We start from the raw sequence: 16,105 nt of genomic DNA on the forward strand, positions 1-16,105 counted from the left end.
TATTTATTATCTATCCAATAAAGCCTCCAAAGCCAAACGGTACGAATTTAGCCCAAAGCCACAAATCACTCCTTTACAAGCACAAGCAATCATCGATACGTGCCGGAAAGACTCGCGACTATGCACATTGGAAATATGCACCTCAATCACCGGAGATGTCACAGAACGAATAGCATCCTGCAAAGCTATGGAAGTATGTGTATACGCACCTGCATTCAAGATTATACCATCCACATCAAATCCCACCTGCTGTATGCAGTCTATCATTTCTCCCTCGATGTTCGATTGAAAATAGTCGATCTCCACGTCAACGTATCTTTTGCGAAGATCAGCCAAGTAATCTTCAAATGTAACGCTTCCGTAAATGGAAGGTTCACGCTTACCCAACAGATTAATATTCGGGCCATTAATAATTTGTATCTTCATCGCGCAATCCTGTTTTTTTATACCTTTGTATCTGAAAGAATGTGCAAAGGTAGAAAAAAGAAATGGAAATCAACGAAAAAAAGCATAAGAAGGAACAACAAGAGCTGATAATCAGGAAGTATCAGCAGTATCTCAAACTGGAAAAGTCCTTATCTCTTAATACGCTGGATGCCTATCTGACGGATCTGGACAAACTGATGAGCTTTCTGACATTGGAAGGGATTAACGTATTGGACGTATGCCTGTCCGATCTTCAACGTTTTGCGGCCGGATTACATGACATCGGTATTCATCCCCGTTCACAAGCCCGCATCTTATCAGGAATCAAATCATTTTTCCGTTTTCTCATCCTCGAAAACTATCTGGAAGCAGACCCCAGTGAACTATTAGAAGGCCCTAAAATAGGTTTCAAACTTCCTGAAGTACTGACTGTGGAGGAAATTGACCGGATTATCTCCGCCGTCGACCGCAGCAAAGCTGAAGGACAGCGAAACAGAGCTATTTTAGAAACACTATACAGCTGCGGACTTCGGGTATCAGAACTTATCACCCTTAAACTATCCGACCTCTATTTTGATGAAGGCTTTATCAAAGTAGAAGGAAAAGGAAGCAAACAACGACTCGTACCAATCTCCCCCCGGGCTATTAATGAAATAAAACTTTACATACCAGACCGTAACCAAATTGAAGTAAAAAAAGGGCATGAGGATTTCGTTTTCGTCAGCCAACGGAGAGGCAAAGGCCTTTCCCGGATTATGATCTTTCACATGATAAAAGAATTAGCGGAAAAAGCAGGCATTACCAAAAACATCAGTCCGCACACTTTCCGGCATTCCTTCGCCACTCATTTACTGGAAGGTGGAGCCAATTTGCGAGCCATTCAATGCATGCTCGGACATGAATCTATTGCGACAACGGAAATCTATACACACATTGACCGCAACATGCTTCGTAGTGAGATTATTGAGCATCACCCGCGAAATATCAAGTACCGGAAAGAAAAAGAGGAGTTGTTTCATTAAATTATGATAAAATCGCCCCCTTATCTATATAATTATATTAAGAATTAATATCTTTGCGTTACTTTTTCTGTGTGAGCAGAAGGAGGTTGGCAAATAGACGATATTTCAATTACAAACATTTAATTTATACCTAAAATGACTAAGAAGTTGTACTTGCCTTTACTCATGGCAATGGTTGTTGCATTATTCTCTTCTTGCAGCAAAAAAATGGGTGAATTATCAGCTGATTACTTCACTGTTACTCCGCAAGTGCTGGAGGCAGTAGGTGGTAAAGTTCCTGCGACCATCAATGGTAAATTTCCTGAAAAGTATTTCAACAAGAAAGCGGTTGTAGAAGTTACTCCGGTTTTGAAATGGAATGGCGGCGAAGCTAAAGGCCAACCAGCTACTTTCCAAGGTGAAAAAGTGGAAGGTAACGACCAGACTATCTCTTACAAGATGGGCGGTAGCTACACTATGAAAACTTCTTTTGACTATGTTCCGGAAATGGCTAAGTCTGAATTGTACCTGGAATTCAAAGCTACTATCGGTAAGAAAGTAGTTACTATTCCTGCTGTGAAAATTGCTGATGGTGTAATCTCTACTTCTGAATTAGTAAACAATACATTAGGTAACGCCAACCCTGCATTGGGCGAAGACGCTTTCCAACGTATTATCAAAGAAAAACACGATGCTAACATCATGTTCTTGATCCAACAAGCTAACATTCGTTCCAGCGAGTTGAAGACTGCTAAAGAATTCAACAAAGAAGTAGCTAACGTAAACGAAGCTGCTAACAAGAAGATCAGCAACATCGAAGTTTCTGCATACGCTTCTCCTGATGGTGGTGTAAGCTTGAATACTACTCTTGCTGAAAACCGCGAAAACAACACAACCAAGCTGTTGAGCAAAGACCTGAAGAAAGCAAAAATCGACGCTCCGATCGATGCTAAATATACTGCACAGGACTGGGAAGGTTTCCAAGAACTGGTTTCTAAATCTAACATCCAAGACAAAGAGTTGATCCTCCGCGTTATTGCAATGTATCAAGACCCTGCTCAAAGAGAAAGCGAAATCAAAAACATCTCTGCTGTATACAAAGAATTGGCTAACACTATTCTTCCTCAGTTGCGTCGTTCTCGTTTGACTTTGAACTATGAAATCATCGGTAAGTCTGACGAAGAAATCACTAAACTGGCTTCTTCTAATCCTTCTGAACTGAATGTAGAAGAATTGCTGTATGCTGCTACACTGACTAGCGATCCTGCTAAACAAGAAGCTATCTATACTCAAGCTACCAAACAATTCCCGAACGATTACCGTGGTTACAACAACTTGGGTAAATTAGCTTACCAGGCTGGTAACATTGACAAAGCTGAATCTTACTTCAAGAAAGCTGCCAGTGTTAATGCTACTCCTGAAGTTAACATGAACTTAGGTTTGGTTTCTTTGATGAAGGGTGACAAAACTGCTGCAGAAGCATACTTCGGTAAAGCTGCCGGAACAAAAGAACTTGGCGAATCTATGGGTAACCTGTACATCGCTCAAGGTCAATATGAAAGAGCAGTTAACTCATTCGGTGACTCTAAGACTAACAGTGCTGCTTTGGCTCAAATCCTTGCTAAGGACTACAACAAAGCTAAAAACACATTGGCTAACGTAACAAGACCGGATGCTTACACTGACTACCTGATGGCAGTTTTAGGTGCTAGAACTAACAATTCTTCTATGGTAACAAGCAGCTTAAAGAGCGCAGTTGCTAAAGATTCGTCATTAGCTAAGAAAGCAGCTACTGACTTGGAATTTGCAAAATACTTCACAAATGCAGATTTCATGAACATCATTAAATAAGAGAATTACCACTCTATTTTAAATATTAAGAATTGCCTGTCATTATAAATGACGGGCAATTCTTTTTTTTTATCTGTAAAAACCGTACTTTCGCAGAAAAGAAATCAAAGCAATGAAAAAGAGTAGCATTTTAATCCTCATAATCATTTGTCTATGCAGTTGTGGTAAATCTTCAAAGAAGGTTAGCATAACCGGGGAAATCAAAGGCCTGGGCACAGATACGCTTTATCTGTATGGAATGGACGAATCATTCGACCGGATAGATACCATTTTCGCGAAGAACGATAAATTCTCTTATACAGCTTCAATAGACACCATTACTTCTGCCTTTTTACTTATTGACAATCAGACAGAATATCCAATCTTCCTTGACAAAGGAAATCAGATCAAAATAAAAGGAGATATCAATCACCCGGAATATCTGGATATCAATGGTAATATATATAATGAAGAGTTTACAAACTTTCAGAAAGAACTAAATAGCCTGCCTACCCCATCCGAGAAAGATTTAGAGCAAAAAGCAGAAGAATTCATCATGAAGCATCATTCTTCTTTTGTCAGCCTCTACTTGTTGGATAAATACTTTGTTCAGAAAGATTCGCCCGATTTCAACAAAATAAAGAAGCTAATTGAAGTCATGACAGGAATATTGCAAGACAAGCTGTATATTGAACAGCTCAACGAAGCCATCTCACTGTCAGAGAAAACAGAAACAGGCAAATATGCTCCCTTCTTCAGTCTATCTAACATAAAAGGAGAGAAAATTACCCGGTCATCAGAAGATTTCAAGAAAAAGAACTTGTTAATCAACTTTTGGGCTTCATGGGGAGATAGCATTTCCAATCACCAAAGCAATACCGAGTTAAAAGAGATCTATCAGAAATATAAGAAGAACAAACATATAGCCATGCTCGGTATCTCCCTTGATATGGATAAACAAGAATGGCAGGATGCTATAAAACGTGATACGCTCAATTGGGAGCAAGTCTGTGATTTTGGCGGACTAAATTCCGAAGTAGCCAAACAATACGCCATCAAGCAAGTTCCCAGCAACATTCTTCTGTCGGCAGACGGTAAGATTCTCGCGAAAAACCTCAAAGGAGAACAATTGAAGAAGAAAATTGAGGAAGTAGTCACTGCTGCTGAAGAAAAGGAAAAACAAGACAATAAGAAGAAAAAATAATCAATAATCAAACGTGTTAATTAAAGTATTCGGAGCGGCTGTTCAAGGGATTGATGCAACACTCATCACAATCGAAGTTAACAGCTCGCGCGGCTGTATGTTCTATCTCGTCGGCCTTCCGGATTCTGCGGTCAAAGAAAGCCATCAACGTATTATCTCCGCACTGCTGGTGAATGGTTATAAAATGCCCACTAGCAATATAGTAGTCAATATGGCACCAGCCGACATCCGTAAAGAGGGTTCAGCTTATGACTTGCCTCTTGCCATCGGGTTGTTAGGAGCTAATGAAACAATCTCTTCCGAGAAGTTTTCCCGCTATTTGTTAATGGGCGAACTAAGCCTGGACGGAAGTATACAACCTATCAAAGGTGCGCTTCCCATTGCTATTAAAGCGCGCGAAGATGGTTTCGAAGGACTAATCATCCCCCAACAAAACGCACGGGAAGCTGCCGTTGTCAATCAATTAAAAATATACGGAGTCAGTAATATCAAGGAGGTCGTCGAATTCTTCAATAATGAACGCGAATTAGAGCCGACTGTTGTTAATACACGGGAAGAATTCTATCAACAACAGACGAACTGCGACTTGGATTTTGCAGACGTTAAAGGGCAAGAGAATGTAAAAAGGGCACTAGAAGTTGCAGCAGCCGGAGGGCATAATTTAATAATGGTAGGTGCTCCGGGTAGCGGTAAATCGATGATGGCCAAACGCCTTCCTTCCATTCTTCCTCCTCTTTCACTGGGTGAAAGTCTGGAAACCACCAAGATACATTCAGTTGCCGGACAACTAAAACGCGGGTCCTCATTGATTTCCCAACGCCCATTCCGCGACCCTCACCACACAATTTCCCAAGTGGCGATGGTTGGTGGAGGTAGTTTTCCACAACCCGGAGAAATCAGTCTGGCGCATAATGGGGTACTTTTTTTAGATGAATTGCCGGAATTCAACCGAGGAGTGCTGGAAGTGTTGCGTCAACCATTGGAAGACCGCCAGATCACTATTTCCCGCATCAAAAGTACTATCAGCTATCCGGCCAATCTGATGCTGATTGCATCCATGAACCCATGCCCCTGTGGATATTACAACCATCCGACAAAAGCATGCGTATGCAGCCCCGGACAGGTTCAAAAGTACTTGAATAAGATATCCGGTCCATTATTAGATCGCATCGACATTCAGATAGAGATTGTACCTGTACCCTTTGATAAGATTTCCGATCAAAGACAGGGAGAATCGAGCAATATCATCAGACAGCGAGTGATAAAAGCCCGTCAAATGCAGGAAAGACGCTACACCGAATATACCGGAATTTATTGCAATGCACAAATGAACAGCAAACTGCTTGCAATGTACGCTCAACCGGATGCCAAAGGACTTGCATTACTGAAAAATGCAATGGAACGACTCAATTTATCTGCCCGAGCCTACGACCGGATTTTAAAAGTTGCCCGTACAATCGCCGATTTGGAAGGAGCAGAACAAATACTCCCCAATCATTTGGCAGAGGCTATCAGTTATCGGAATCTCGACAGAGAGAACTGGGCTGGATAATAACAATGAATATAAACATAAGAGAATTATTTCATCGATAACACTATCTTTTTTCATATATTTGTTTTACATTTGTGACAAACAAATATGCAATCATATGAAAACATCAATAACAAGTCTTTTAATGATATTTTGTTTGAGCATATTGGCTTATGCGCAAACTCCCCAGGACAGAGCCACAGAACTAAAAAAACAAGCGCAAAGCAGTCTCAATCAAAAAGATTACATCAAAGCGCGTTACTTATTCAAAAAAGCATACGAAGCATTTGCAACCCGCGGAAACTATCCACAGGCGATAGAATGTGGTGTTCAGGCCAATGCTTTATACGTCAGAGAGAACTTTTACAAAGAAGGATTCGAACTTTGTCGTGACATGGACCAACTTATATGGACCGGAGAGCAAAATCAGAAGAAAGTCTTTTATGACCTCCGCTTCCTCGTAAACAAGGAGCGGTTGCAGATGTACACGGCACTTAAAAATCCAGCCCAAGCAAAAACACAGCTGAATAAATTGGAAGAAACCGCTAACCTTGCCAAGAATGACTCACTGACAGAGGTTTTACTGTATACAAAAGCCAACTATTACTATACATTTAACCAAAACACGCAAGGTGATGCCTGTTTCCGCAAACTGATTAATCAATATAAGGAAAAGAAAGACTATGCCAAAGTGAATGATTGCTACAAGAACCTTATCGGAATTGCCCGTAAAGCCAATAATGCCCCTTTAATGGAACGCACCTATGAAAGTTACATCGTTTGGACAGACTCCGTGAAAGCTCTGACAGCTCAAGACGAACTGAATGTACTGAAAAGGAAATATGACGAAAGCCAACTGACTATACAAGAAAAAGACGACACACTATCAGCCAAACAATACATCATTATAGGTCTGTGTGTTCTTGTAGTCATCCTCGTTGCCGGACTGGCAATACTGGCCGCCATATTACTGAAATTTATAGCCGGCAACCGCAAATTAAAGAAAAGTGTGAAGATTGCCAATGAACATAATGAATTAAAAACCAAATTCATTCAGAACATATCCTCACAGATGGAACCGACTTTGAATACGTTGGCTACCTCTGCGAATGAACTTTTACAGAAAGCCCCTCAAGAAGCGAGCCAAATGCAGAGCCAAGTCGCTGCTCTGAAGAAATTCAGCGATGATATCCAGGAACTGTCTTCATTAGAGAATTCATTAACCGAACTCTATGAATTGGGTGAAATCAACGTAGGTACTTTCTGCGAAAATGTAATGGATAAGGTTAAGGAGCATATAAAAATAGATGTTACTCCTTCAGTCAACGCTCCCAAACTTCAGGTAAAGACAAACAAGGAGCAACTGGAACGTATCCTTCTCTATTTACTGAAAAATGCAGCCTACTACACCGAACAAGGACGTATCAGCCTTGAGTTCAAGAAACGTGGTGCACATACTCATCAATTTATCGTGACGGATACGGGAATCGGTATTCCGGCAGAGCAACAGGAAAATATTTTCAAGCCTTTCACGGAAGTGAAAGACCTCACTACAGGAGATGGGCTAGGATTACCAATCTGCTCACTTATCGCCGCAAAAATGAATGGTAGCCTGACGCTAGATACCAGTTATACCAAAGGAACCCGTTTCATACTGGAACTTCACGTCTAAATTTTGCATAAAACGAATAACTTGTATCATTAGATTACTTTCTAATTTGTTTATTATAGTTACCTTTAGCAAAGAGTATTCCAAACGCAAACTTGAAAACATACAAAAATATGAACAATTTCCCATATAAACGGATATCACGTTTTAAATAAACCTTTGAGTAGTTTATTAAGAACAGTATTTGAGTTTATTAAAAACTTTGCAATCGGATTTCCGAGTTCTCAACTCTATCTATTACAACAAAAAGGCTGCAAATTTCATGAAATTTGTAGCCTTTTTGCCTATAGCCGATACACCATTTCTGATACTAATCAGGAAATAAAAAGCATTTGTCAAGAACCTATTGTTTTTTTGCTGAAAAAATAAAGAGAAAACTAACTTATATATAATAAGATAGCCTTCTCTCTATTTATAAACTGACTTTCCGCTTTATTCTACAGAATATCATCTCACGATATTTTGTATCAATAAATATCAGACAATAAGATCTTACTCTTGCGGCATATTTCCCATTTTTACCACTGAATAGCTTGGTCTGTATCAGGAATCAAGCTATTAACTTTTCGTTCCATCAACATACTACCTTCAGCACGACAAGGTACAACGATATCTTTATCTTCATACGTTGTCACATCATCATACGTATATGACATATAAATCGTCGTGAAATGATGTTCCAAATAAGGAGTTACTTCATCTAAAGACATGCTAGTCGTATAAGTAGGCGCATCTCCTATAAGTCGGAAGTTCATGGCATTAGTCGGATCGGCAGGTTCAGCTGTCAGTGTCCCATTTTCGTTAAAAGTCAACACAATCTTATATTTATCTCTATCCTTCAATTCTTCACTAATGACTCCGGCATAGAAGAAGCATTGATTCTCACTCACTACATGCAAGGTACGTGTACTTGAAACCATAGCACTCGTATTATCCATCATATATACAAACATATTGGTGGCCCCATAAGCTCCTGAATGATCATTAAACGGCATCACACGGAGAAGTGCTTTACGATAATTCTTGCGTGGATTCGGATCATACGAGTCACTATCCAAAATCGTCAATGGAAGTACCCATTTATCAACAAGATCCAGTCCGCTAAATTTGAATTTAATATCAAACAAACCTTGACATTCCCCAGCCGGAATATGACAAGTAGGAGAGGCAAACTCATAGTGTTTCTTATCCAGCAATTGAAAATACAAGTCTTCACGTTGTTTCCAGCGAGCTTCATTCAAACCAATCAATGTATCCGGATCCACATCAATAGCAACATCCAGATCTCTTTCATTCATAGTAGAGCCACCTACAATCACCGGTAGCCGATAAGTCACTTCACCGTTCGCTTGATAACGCAAATATACATCAGTCACTCCCTTACTATTGACAGGGGCTTTCAATCCGACATTTTGCACATACACTTCTTCCACCCATTCATTGTTACATGCACCAGTCAGAACAAGCGTTAATAACAATATAAAATATACGATATAATTTTTCATATTTTTCCATTTAATAAGGTTAATCATAATATGTCCATCCCGGGTTCTGAGTCAGACGCAAGTTTCTTCTCAACTGATCATGGGAAATCGGCCAGAAATACATTTTACGGCTAAAAGTAGTCGGCAAGTTCGAATTGATCACTTGAGTATGAAATAAGTCTCTTTCTGTTTTACTCATATATGCATTGCAACCATACATCTGCTGCGACTCCTCATATTCGGCATCCTTCCAACGGCGCAGATCAAAGTAACGACTGTTTTCTGCAAATAACTCTATCTGGCGCTCATGCTTCAAATGCTTGCGGAACTCATCAGCATTCTCATAAACATCTGATCCAAAATCGGGAACTCCTCCACGAATACGAACTCTGGAAATAGCATAACTCATTTCATTCTTATCACGTGAAATATCATAAGACTGAGTTCCATCCCATGAAGGAATCTGATAAGTACTCGCACCTAATTCATTTAATGCCTCTGCATACCATAACAACACGTCAGCATAACGAATACCAATCACAGGCTTTGAGATAACCCCTCCCTCTGTCTTAAAGTTGTCACGAGAACTAACAAATTTCCTGATCCCAATACCAGTAGCCAACCAACGATCACCTGAATTACTCCAGCCACTCTCTTCACCACGATAATACCATATGATTAGATTCCGGTCATACGACTGTACAGCATTAGTACCATTCCATAAGCAACCATTGTATGCTACCGTAGCATAAAAACGTGGTTCACGATGTCCATATTGTTTATTCACACCTTCCACCAATGGTGCCCAATCACCACTAGCTGCTTCCTCGGCACTCACATAATTTTCATCACCCGTCCAGTCTTTCGTCTTATCAAAAGGTTTTCCGGTATTCATCTGATAGGCATCGCATTGCTTACCTGTCATAGCATGACAATTATAACCTCCGAATGCTATTGGCATCTGATGTTGAATCATCGTATTGATATCTCCGTTGTTCTGTCCGGTTGTAAAAATCATCTCTTTGTTTTCCGAAGGAAAAATCACTCCATTAAAAAGTGTCTCGTAAGACTGTAACGGGTCAATATTCCGCCATCCTGCAGGAAAATCCGCATGAGAATATACCGCATGCGTAGGAGGAGCAATCGTTGCCGGATTATCAATTGTACCAGTAGAGTGAGCTGAGACCGTATGTAGCTCATACACACCCTTACGACCAAGTTCTACCACATCACGAGCAGCTGCTGCCGCCTTTGCCCACTTTTCTTCATTGTATTCTTGAGCCATCAGATAGCGTCCTTCATCATCCACCAAATCCGTGAAACGTTCAGTATCGGTTGGACGCGGATTATTGAGAGGGCTGGCAGCATAAAGCAATGCTTTTGCGCGAGTTGCCAAAGCTGCTCCGCGAGTAGGACGTGCCATATTACGTGTATCACGTTTCAATGGTAAGTCTTTCGCTGCAAGCTTCATTTCCTCTGCAATGTAGTTGACACAATCGTCATACGTGCTACGTGGGATATAAAGATCCTCATAAGCAGCATTATAGTCCATCACACCATCATTAGGTATAATTGGTATAGGCCCGTACTTTTGCAACAACTTCCAGTAGAAATAAGCGCGTACAAAACGAGCCTGTGCCTTATAATCAACAATTTCATCCGGAGTCATTTCTTTATTTCTGTCAATATTATGAATAAAAATCGAGGCATGACGGATACCATCATAAGCTTGTGCCCAGGAGTCTTGTTTCCAATTCTCATCATATTCACAATATTTGAATACACGATATTCAAGATTACGGTCGCTATAACACATATCGTCAGAAAAGTTAGTAATACAGTTATCTTTCGAACCAATATCGATGTTACTCCATGTCAGCCAAGCGTATGCAGTCGCCAACCATTGTTCCGACCATTCTTTATTTTCGAATATATTTTCCAAACTCTGGGTATTTTCTCCCAATTTCCCCTCCACGCTCAAATAATCTGAACAAGAGGAAACCATCATTCCCATACTGATAATGGTGGAAAACAATATATGTTTCTTTTTCATATTTCGTATTATATATTAACAGTTAAACCTAAAGTGAGCATTTTAGACAATGGATACTGCTGCCCGTTAGAGCTCCCCATTTCAGGATCCCATAATTTGAACTTAGAGAATGTTAACAGATTTGTCCCGATAAAGAAGATGCGTACATTATTCATCAAGATTGCACGACTGATGTTCTTTGGAAGTGTATAACCCACCTCTACCGTTTTCAGGCGCAGATATGAACCATCACGCAACCAATATGTCGATTCACGGTTATTGTTACTGTTATTCTGCCAGGTCAAACGAGGATATTTGGCATCAGGATTCTCATTCGTGCCAAGACTCCAGTAGTTTCCTACTACATCCGTAAGAATGTTACCCCAGTCACCACCACTAAATGGTCTGACTCCAAAACCATCAATAAAGAAAGAGGATTTACCAGCACCTTGGAAATGTAGATTCACATCGAACCCTTTCCATGTAGCAGACATACCAAAGCCGTAAATCAAATTCGGACGGGTTGTAGAACCAATAGGTACCCTATCACTATCATTAATCACGCCATCACTGTTCACATCTTTATATTTAATATCACCAGGCATTACTGTTCCCCATTCTGTTTGTTGAGGACTGTTACGTATATCATCATAATCCTTAAATAAGCCAAGAGCTATCAGACCTTTCGCTTGATTGACACGATACCCTGTATCACGTATATAAGGATATGCGCTATTTGCCTCGTCAGCAGCCAGAATCTTATTATTACTATAAGTGAAATTACCGCGTACAGTCAGACTGACATTGCCTATATCCTGTTTGAAAGCCACATTTCCATCAAAACCGGTAGAACGTACCTTACCTACATTCGCACTAGGTGTAAGATAACTCAAACCTAAAGTTCCTGGCAAACTTTGACGCTGCATAAAGATTCCATCACGTGTTTCATGAAAATAATCTACAGTACCAGTAAACCTGTCATCCCATAACGAGAAGTCAACACCTATATCATGCTTAGTAGCAATCTCCCATGTCACACCAGAAGAAGATATCTGCTTATAAATCTGTCCATTATCCACATTAGGAGTATTGTAATCTCCCCAATTATAAGGATTTCTACTTTCAAAAAGCTCCAGATAAGGGAAACGAGTTCCAATATTGTCACTACCTACCTTACCATAAGAATAACGAAGCTTAAACATATTCATCCATTTCAGATTCTTCTTAATAATAGGTTCTTCCGCAATATTCCATGCTACTGAGTATGCAGGAAAGAAGCCAAACTGGTTGCCTGGGGCAAAATTTTCTGAACCATTGTAACCAAAGTTGAAATCAACCATATAGCGATATTTCCATCCATAGGTAATACGACCAGCAAGTCCCATGTGTCTATTAGGTAGCCAATCATAGCCGGCTGTACTTTGTGTGTTGACATATTCATCCTGAGTATATTTCAACGTACCGCCCACCGAATGATCACCGAATCGACGATCATATTGCAAAATAGCCTCCAAAAACTGCCTACGGTTACCTGAAGCAGAAGACTCATGAAACATCAGCTGTTTCTCTGCCACTTTTTTGAAAACGATTTCCCCGTTAGAATCTCGCTGACGTTCGGCTTGCCATTGTTCAGGCCACTGCTTATGATTACGATAGTTATTGTTATAAGTATCAAATCCAAAACGTCCGGTAAACTTCAAACCTTTCGTTATAAAATCCAATTTCTGATCCAAAGTCGCATTCGTTTGAATTACGTTCTGCCACTCCTCATAATAACCGGTTTGTGTAGCAATTACCCATGGATTAGTACGTTCACTTGTTCCTGCAGCCGGAATTCTTCCGTTCGAAAAAATCACCGGCATATTAATAGGTGTTTGTCCCATTACGGACTTCCACAATGCATCAGAGCCAAGTCCCGGATCATTCTGAGTAGAAAGCCAGCCTGAAACACCTACCGTCACCATGGTGGTCTTTGTAACATCAAAATCTACATTCATACGATAGTTCCAACGCTGGTAATTGGCATTTGTATTATAATCTTTCAACTTACCGTCTGTCTTATACATACCTCCCTCGCTAACATAGCTTGCTGACACAAAGTAGCGTGCCACAGAACCACCGCCACTTATATCAAGATTAGCACGATAAGTCATTGCACCGTCTCTTAACAATACATCCATCCAGTCTACATTCGGATACAAATCCGGATCCAGTCCTGTCTGAATCAGTCTCAACTCATCTTGGGAATACATCGGCTGTTGAGAACGAGTTGTACGTGATTCGTTCAGCATGGTAGCGTAAGTATAACCATCTACAAAGTCAGGAGTCATGGTACGTGTATTATAAGAAGTTTCCACTTTCGCATTGATATTAATTTTACCAGCCTTACCTCTCTTAGTAGTAATCAACACTACGCCATTTGCACCACGACTACCATAAATTGCTGTAGCTGAAGCATCCTTCAATACAGAGAATGACTCAATATCTTCCACATTGACTTCATTCAGGCTACGTTCGAATCCATCTACTAAAACCAATGCTCCGGAACCTGCCCCAAAAGTAGAGATACCACGAATCCAGAATTCTGACATATTGGCTCCCGGTCTACCGGAAGTCTGCCTTGCTAACACACCAGGAACATTTCCAGCCAATGCATTTGCCAGACTTGAAGTAGGAGATGACTTCAACACATTCACATCTACCGTAGAAACTGCACCTGTCATTGTTATTTTCTTTTGAGCACCTGTACCGGTGATAACCACTTCATCAATCACACTAGCAGAAGATTCTCGCAATGTGACATCAATCTTACTCATATTATCCTTTATCAGGACTTCTTGTGTTTCAAATCCTATATAAGAAAAGATCAGCGTACTGTAAGGAGCTATTTTAATCTTATACTCACCATCAATGTTGGTGATAACTCCCAAACCTGCAACATTCTTTACCGAAATATTGACTCCAGCCAAAGGTATCTTTTCGGCATCTCTGACCATACCGGTTACCTCTATCGTCTGACTCTGGGCATACATATCAATGACGTAACCTGTTGTCAATAATAATATCATAAATAAAAATTTCCTCATAAAATAAGAATTGTGTGTTAATCATCAATTTACTGTAATGCAATGGTACGAACACGGTGATTACCGTTGTCACCAACATAGAAAGTACCTGTAGACTCTTCATAACAAAGTCCTAAAGGATAGTTGAAACGTGCTGTTTCACGAGGATCACCGTCAATATATCCTGACACGATCTGATCTGTCGAATAACTTCCACGACCGGCAAACGTTGTAACAATACCATCAGGAGTGATCTTACGAATACAATGATTGGCAGCATCAGTAAGATAAAAATCATATATATCCGCACGTTGCTCTGCCACATATTCTTCGTTCAACACAAAACACCCTTGCATTGGATTATCAAAACGGGCAGAATTCTGGGATGCGTCCTTGTAACCATATGATCCGAACTCTCCAGCAAAAGTAATAGGAGTTTCCAGATATTTACCAGCCCAATTATATTCTGCTTTCATCACACATTGCTTGTCACGTGCTATTAAATAGGCAAAATTTCCACTTGGATGAAAAGTAACACATTGGAACCAGCCGCTTGGTCCCATCTTGGCAATCTGCTTCGGATCCCACATTTGTGTCTTCTCATTCCAAACCGCTTTATGAAGCGTAGCATCACGACCACGACACAAAAAGATAGTACCATCTATAGGATGCGTGAATAATGTATTGAAATCATCTCCATTTAAAGCCGGATAAGAGTTTTTAAAATTTTCTTTACGAAGTAGGTAATAAGCTCCTGCACGTTCTACATTCCCCTGCGGACAGTTCACAAACATAGTATCCCTGTCCACACTCCAGCCAAGTCCACTCGGAGCACTACTCCAACCAGCAGCACCATTAGTAATCACAGTAGCTATGGAATCCTTATCTAGATAAATTTTACGTAAACTATGTTCATTCTCGAAAAAATAAATGCAACGTTCGCCTGATGATTCGTCATAGTACATGGCAAGAGGAGTTTGAGTTCCTGCTTTATCAAAATTACCATCCGTAATAGAAGTATTGCCTTCACTATCTACTACACCGCACAACGTGCCGACAACTACATTATACTGATAAGAGAACTTTTGGTCAAATGTATAGGTAGCATTCAAACTTTTATCTTTATTCAATATATCCACCTGCACAGACCCTCCATCCGCACGGGAAGGAACAATACAATAAATCTGTGTACCGGAAGAGCTAACAACCTTCGCTTCCTTACCACCGACAACCACTCGTATCAGTGAGGGATCAGTCCCAAAATTACTACCATTGATAAACATGTTCGTGCGTACAGCACCTTCCAAAGGAGAATAGTCAGTAAAAACAACTTCAACATTAGGATCAGAAGCTACATAAGACGGAAGATTTACTTCCACATTTTTGTCCATGCAACTACCCAATCCACCCAAGCAAATCAAGGAAAACAATACAAACCTAACCTGTTTCCCTCCTTTTTTTGTTTTAAAAAGACTTTTCATTGTATTAAATTATTCGTTAAACAATAAATATAAAAATCAAAAGAAAAAATAACTATGCATTATTCCAATGTGCACTATTAACGAAATGCAAAATAAAACGCTATCCTATTAATAGAATAAAAATAACGGTTCAATAAATGACAAAAACAGGTCAAAAACCTATAAAACAGCTATCCTAGTATGTTTTGGAGCACTTTTACTATTTTAGCTTATGTTGTGTGCTTTTCTCTATTATCATCCAACCTATATCTCCCCCCCCGAAAGTGATATTACATATAGCATAGTTGTATAAATGGTCATAAAAATACAAACTCTTTCTAAAATGGAGCAACATCAGAAAATATCAACTACAGTAGTATCTGGCTTGCCCTTCATTACTTAT

General features: G+C 40.0%; 10 protein-coding genes. 5 read left to right on the forward strand and 5 right to left on the reverse strand.

The window, feature by feature from the left end:
• Positions 1 to 6: 6 nt before the first annotated feature.
• Positions 7 to 426, reverse strand: coding sequence for a type II 3-dehydroquinate dehydratase (aroQ, locus tag HMPREF9010_RS22765; RefSeq protein ID WP_004311171.1), 420 nt, complete (start codon positions 424 to 426; stop codon positions 7 to 9).
• A gap of 62 nt (positions 427 to 488) precedes the next feature.
• Between aroQ and xerD the strand changes: the two genes are divergently transcribed.
• The 5 genes from xerD to HMPREF9010_RS22740 all read left to right on the forward strand — a co-directional run bounded on the left by xerD (position 489) and on the right by HMPREF9010_RS22740 (position 7,664).
• Positions 489 to 1,448 carry a site-specific tyrosine recombinase XerD gene (gene xerD, locus HMPREF9010_RS22760; protein WP_008646540.1) on the forward strand — a complete coding sequence of 320 codons (960 nt, stop codon included), beginning with the start codon at positions 489 to 491 and terminating at the stop codon, positions 1,446 to 1,448.
• A 135-nt stretch (positions 1,449 to 1,583) separates the two neighbouring features.
• The gene (locus tag HMPREF9010_RS22755; RefSeq protein WP_008642433.1) at positions 1,584 to 3,278 is read left to right on the forward strand and encodes a tetratricopeptide repeat protein; all 1,695 of its coding nucleotides are present in this window, start codon (positions 1,584 to 1,586) and stop codon (positions 3,276 to 3,278) included.
• A 112-nt stretch (positions 3,279 to 3,390) separates the two neighbouring features.
• Positions 3,391 to 4,461 carry a TlpA disulfide reductase family protein gene (locus HMPREF9010_RS22750; RefSeq protein WP_004296528.1) on the forward strand — a complete coding sequence of 357 codons (1,071 nt, stop codon included), beginning with the start codon at positions 3,391 to 3,393 and terminating at the stop codon, positions 4,459 to 4,461.
• Between the two features lie 13 nt (positions 4,462 to 4,474).
• Positions 4,475 to 6,013, forward strand: a complete 1,539-nt coding sequence (locus HMPREF9010_RS22745) for a YifB family Mg chelatase-like AAA ATPase (protein ID WP_008646541.1) — start codon at positions 4,475 to 4,477, stop codon at positions 6,011 to 6,013.
• Between the two features lie 97 nt (positions 6,014 to 6,110).
• Positions 6,111 to 7,664 (forward strand): sensor histidine kinase, encoded by a 1,554-nt coding sequence (locus HMPREF9010_RS22740; protein WP_032852407.1) that lies wholly within the window; start codon positions 6,111 to 6,113, stop codon positions 7,662 to 7,664.
• 515 nt (positions 7,665 to 8,179) lie between these two features.
• Here HMPREF9010_RS22740 and HMPREF9010_RS22735 read toward each other — a convergent pair.
• The 4 genes from HMPREF9010_RS22735 to HMPREF9010_RS22720 are packed head-to-tail and all read right to left on the reverse strand — an operon-like array spanning position 8,180 to position 15,723.
• Positions 8,180 to 9,166, reverse strand: a complete 987-nt coding sequence (locus HMPREF9010_RS22735) for a DUF4973 domain-containing protein (protein WP_032852563.1) — start codon at positions 9,164 to 9,166, stop codon at positions 8,180 to 8,182.
• A 19-nt stretch (positions 9,167 to 9,185) separates the two neighbouring features.
• Positions 9,186 to 11,198, reverse strand: a complete 2,013-nt coding sequence (locus tag HMPREF9010_RS22730) for a RagB/SusD family nutrient uptake outer membrane protein (RefSeq protein ID WP_004311163.1) — start codon at positions 11,196 to 11,198, stop codon at positions 9,186 to 9,188.
• An 8-nt stretch (positions 11,199 to 11,206) separates the two neighbouring features.
• Entirely contained in the window at positions 11,207 to 14,263 is a 3,057-nt protein-coding gene (locus HMPREF9010_RS22725; RefSeq protein WP_004311162.1) for a SusC/RagA family TonB-linked outer membrane protein, read from the reverse strand.
• Between the two features lie 29 nt (positions 14,264 to 14,292).
• Positions 14,293 to 15,723, reverse strand: coding sequence for an IPT/TIG domain-containing protein (locus HMPREF9010_RS22720; RefSeq protein WP_022199415.1), 1,431 nt, complete (start codon positions 15,721 to 15,723; stop codon positions 14,293 to 14,295).
• Between the last annotated feature and the right edge of the window lie 382 nt (positions 15,724 to 16,105).

Origin of the sequence: Bacteroides sp. 3_1_23 (assembly GCF_000162555.1) — a bacterium.
Classification (GTDB): domain Bacteria; phylum Bacteroidota; class Bacteroidia; order Bacteroidales; family Bacteroidaceae; genus Bacteroides; species Bacteroides ovatus.

What these genes read in the sequence shown, in the direction of transcription:
- aroQ (WP_004311171.1), bottom strand. Translation starts at nt 426, where the DNA reads ATGAAGATACAAATTATTAATGGCCCGAATATTAATCTGTTGGGTAAG.
- xerD (WP_008646540.1), top strand. Translation starts at nt 489, where the DNA reads ATGGAAATCAACGAAAAAAAGCATAAGAAGGAACAACAAGAGCTGATA.
- HMPREF9010_RS22755 (WP_008642433.1), top strand. Translation starts at nt 1,584, where the DNA reads ATGACTAAGAAGTTGTACTTGCCTTTACTCATGGCAATGGTTGTTGCA.
- HMPREF9010_RS22750 (WP_004296528.1), top strand. Translation starts at nt 3,391, where the DNA reads ATGAAAAAGAGTAGCATTTTAATCCTCATAATCATTTGTCTATGCAGT.
- HMPREF9010_RS22740 (WP_032852407.1), top strand. Translation starts at nt 6,111, where the DNA reads ATGAAAACATCAATAACAAGTCTTTTAATGATATTTTGTTTGAGCATA.
- HMPREF9010_RS22735 (WP_032852563.1), bottom strand. Translation starts at nt 9,166, where the DNA reads ATGAAAAATTATATCGTATATTTTATATTGTTATTAACGCTTGTTCTG.
- HMPREF9010_RS22730 (WP_004311163.1), bottom strand. Translation starts at nt 11,198, where the DNA reads ATGAAAAAGAAACATATATTGTTTTCCACCATTATCAGTATGGGAATG.
- HMPREF9010_RS22725 (WP_004311162.1), bottom strand. Translation starts at nt 14,263, where the DNA reads ATGAGGAAATTTTTATTTATGATATTATTATTGACAACAGGTTACGTC.
- HMPREF9010_RS22720 (WP_022199415.1), bottom strand. Translation starts at nt 15,723, where the DNA reads ATGAAAAGTCTTTTTAAAACAAAAAAAGGAGGGAAACAGGTTAGGTTT.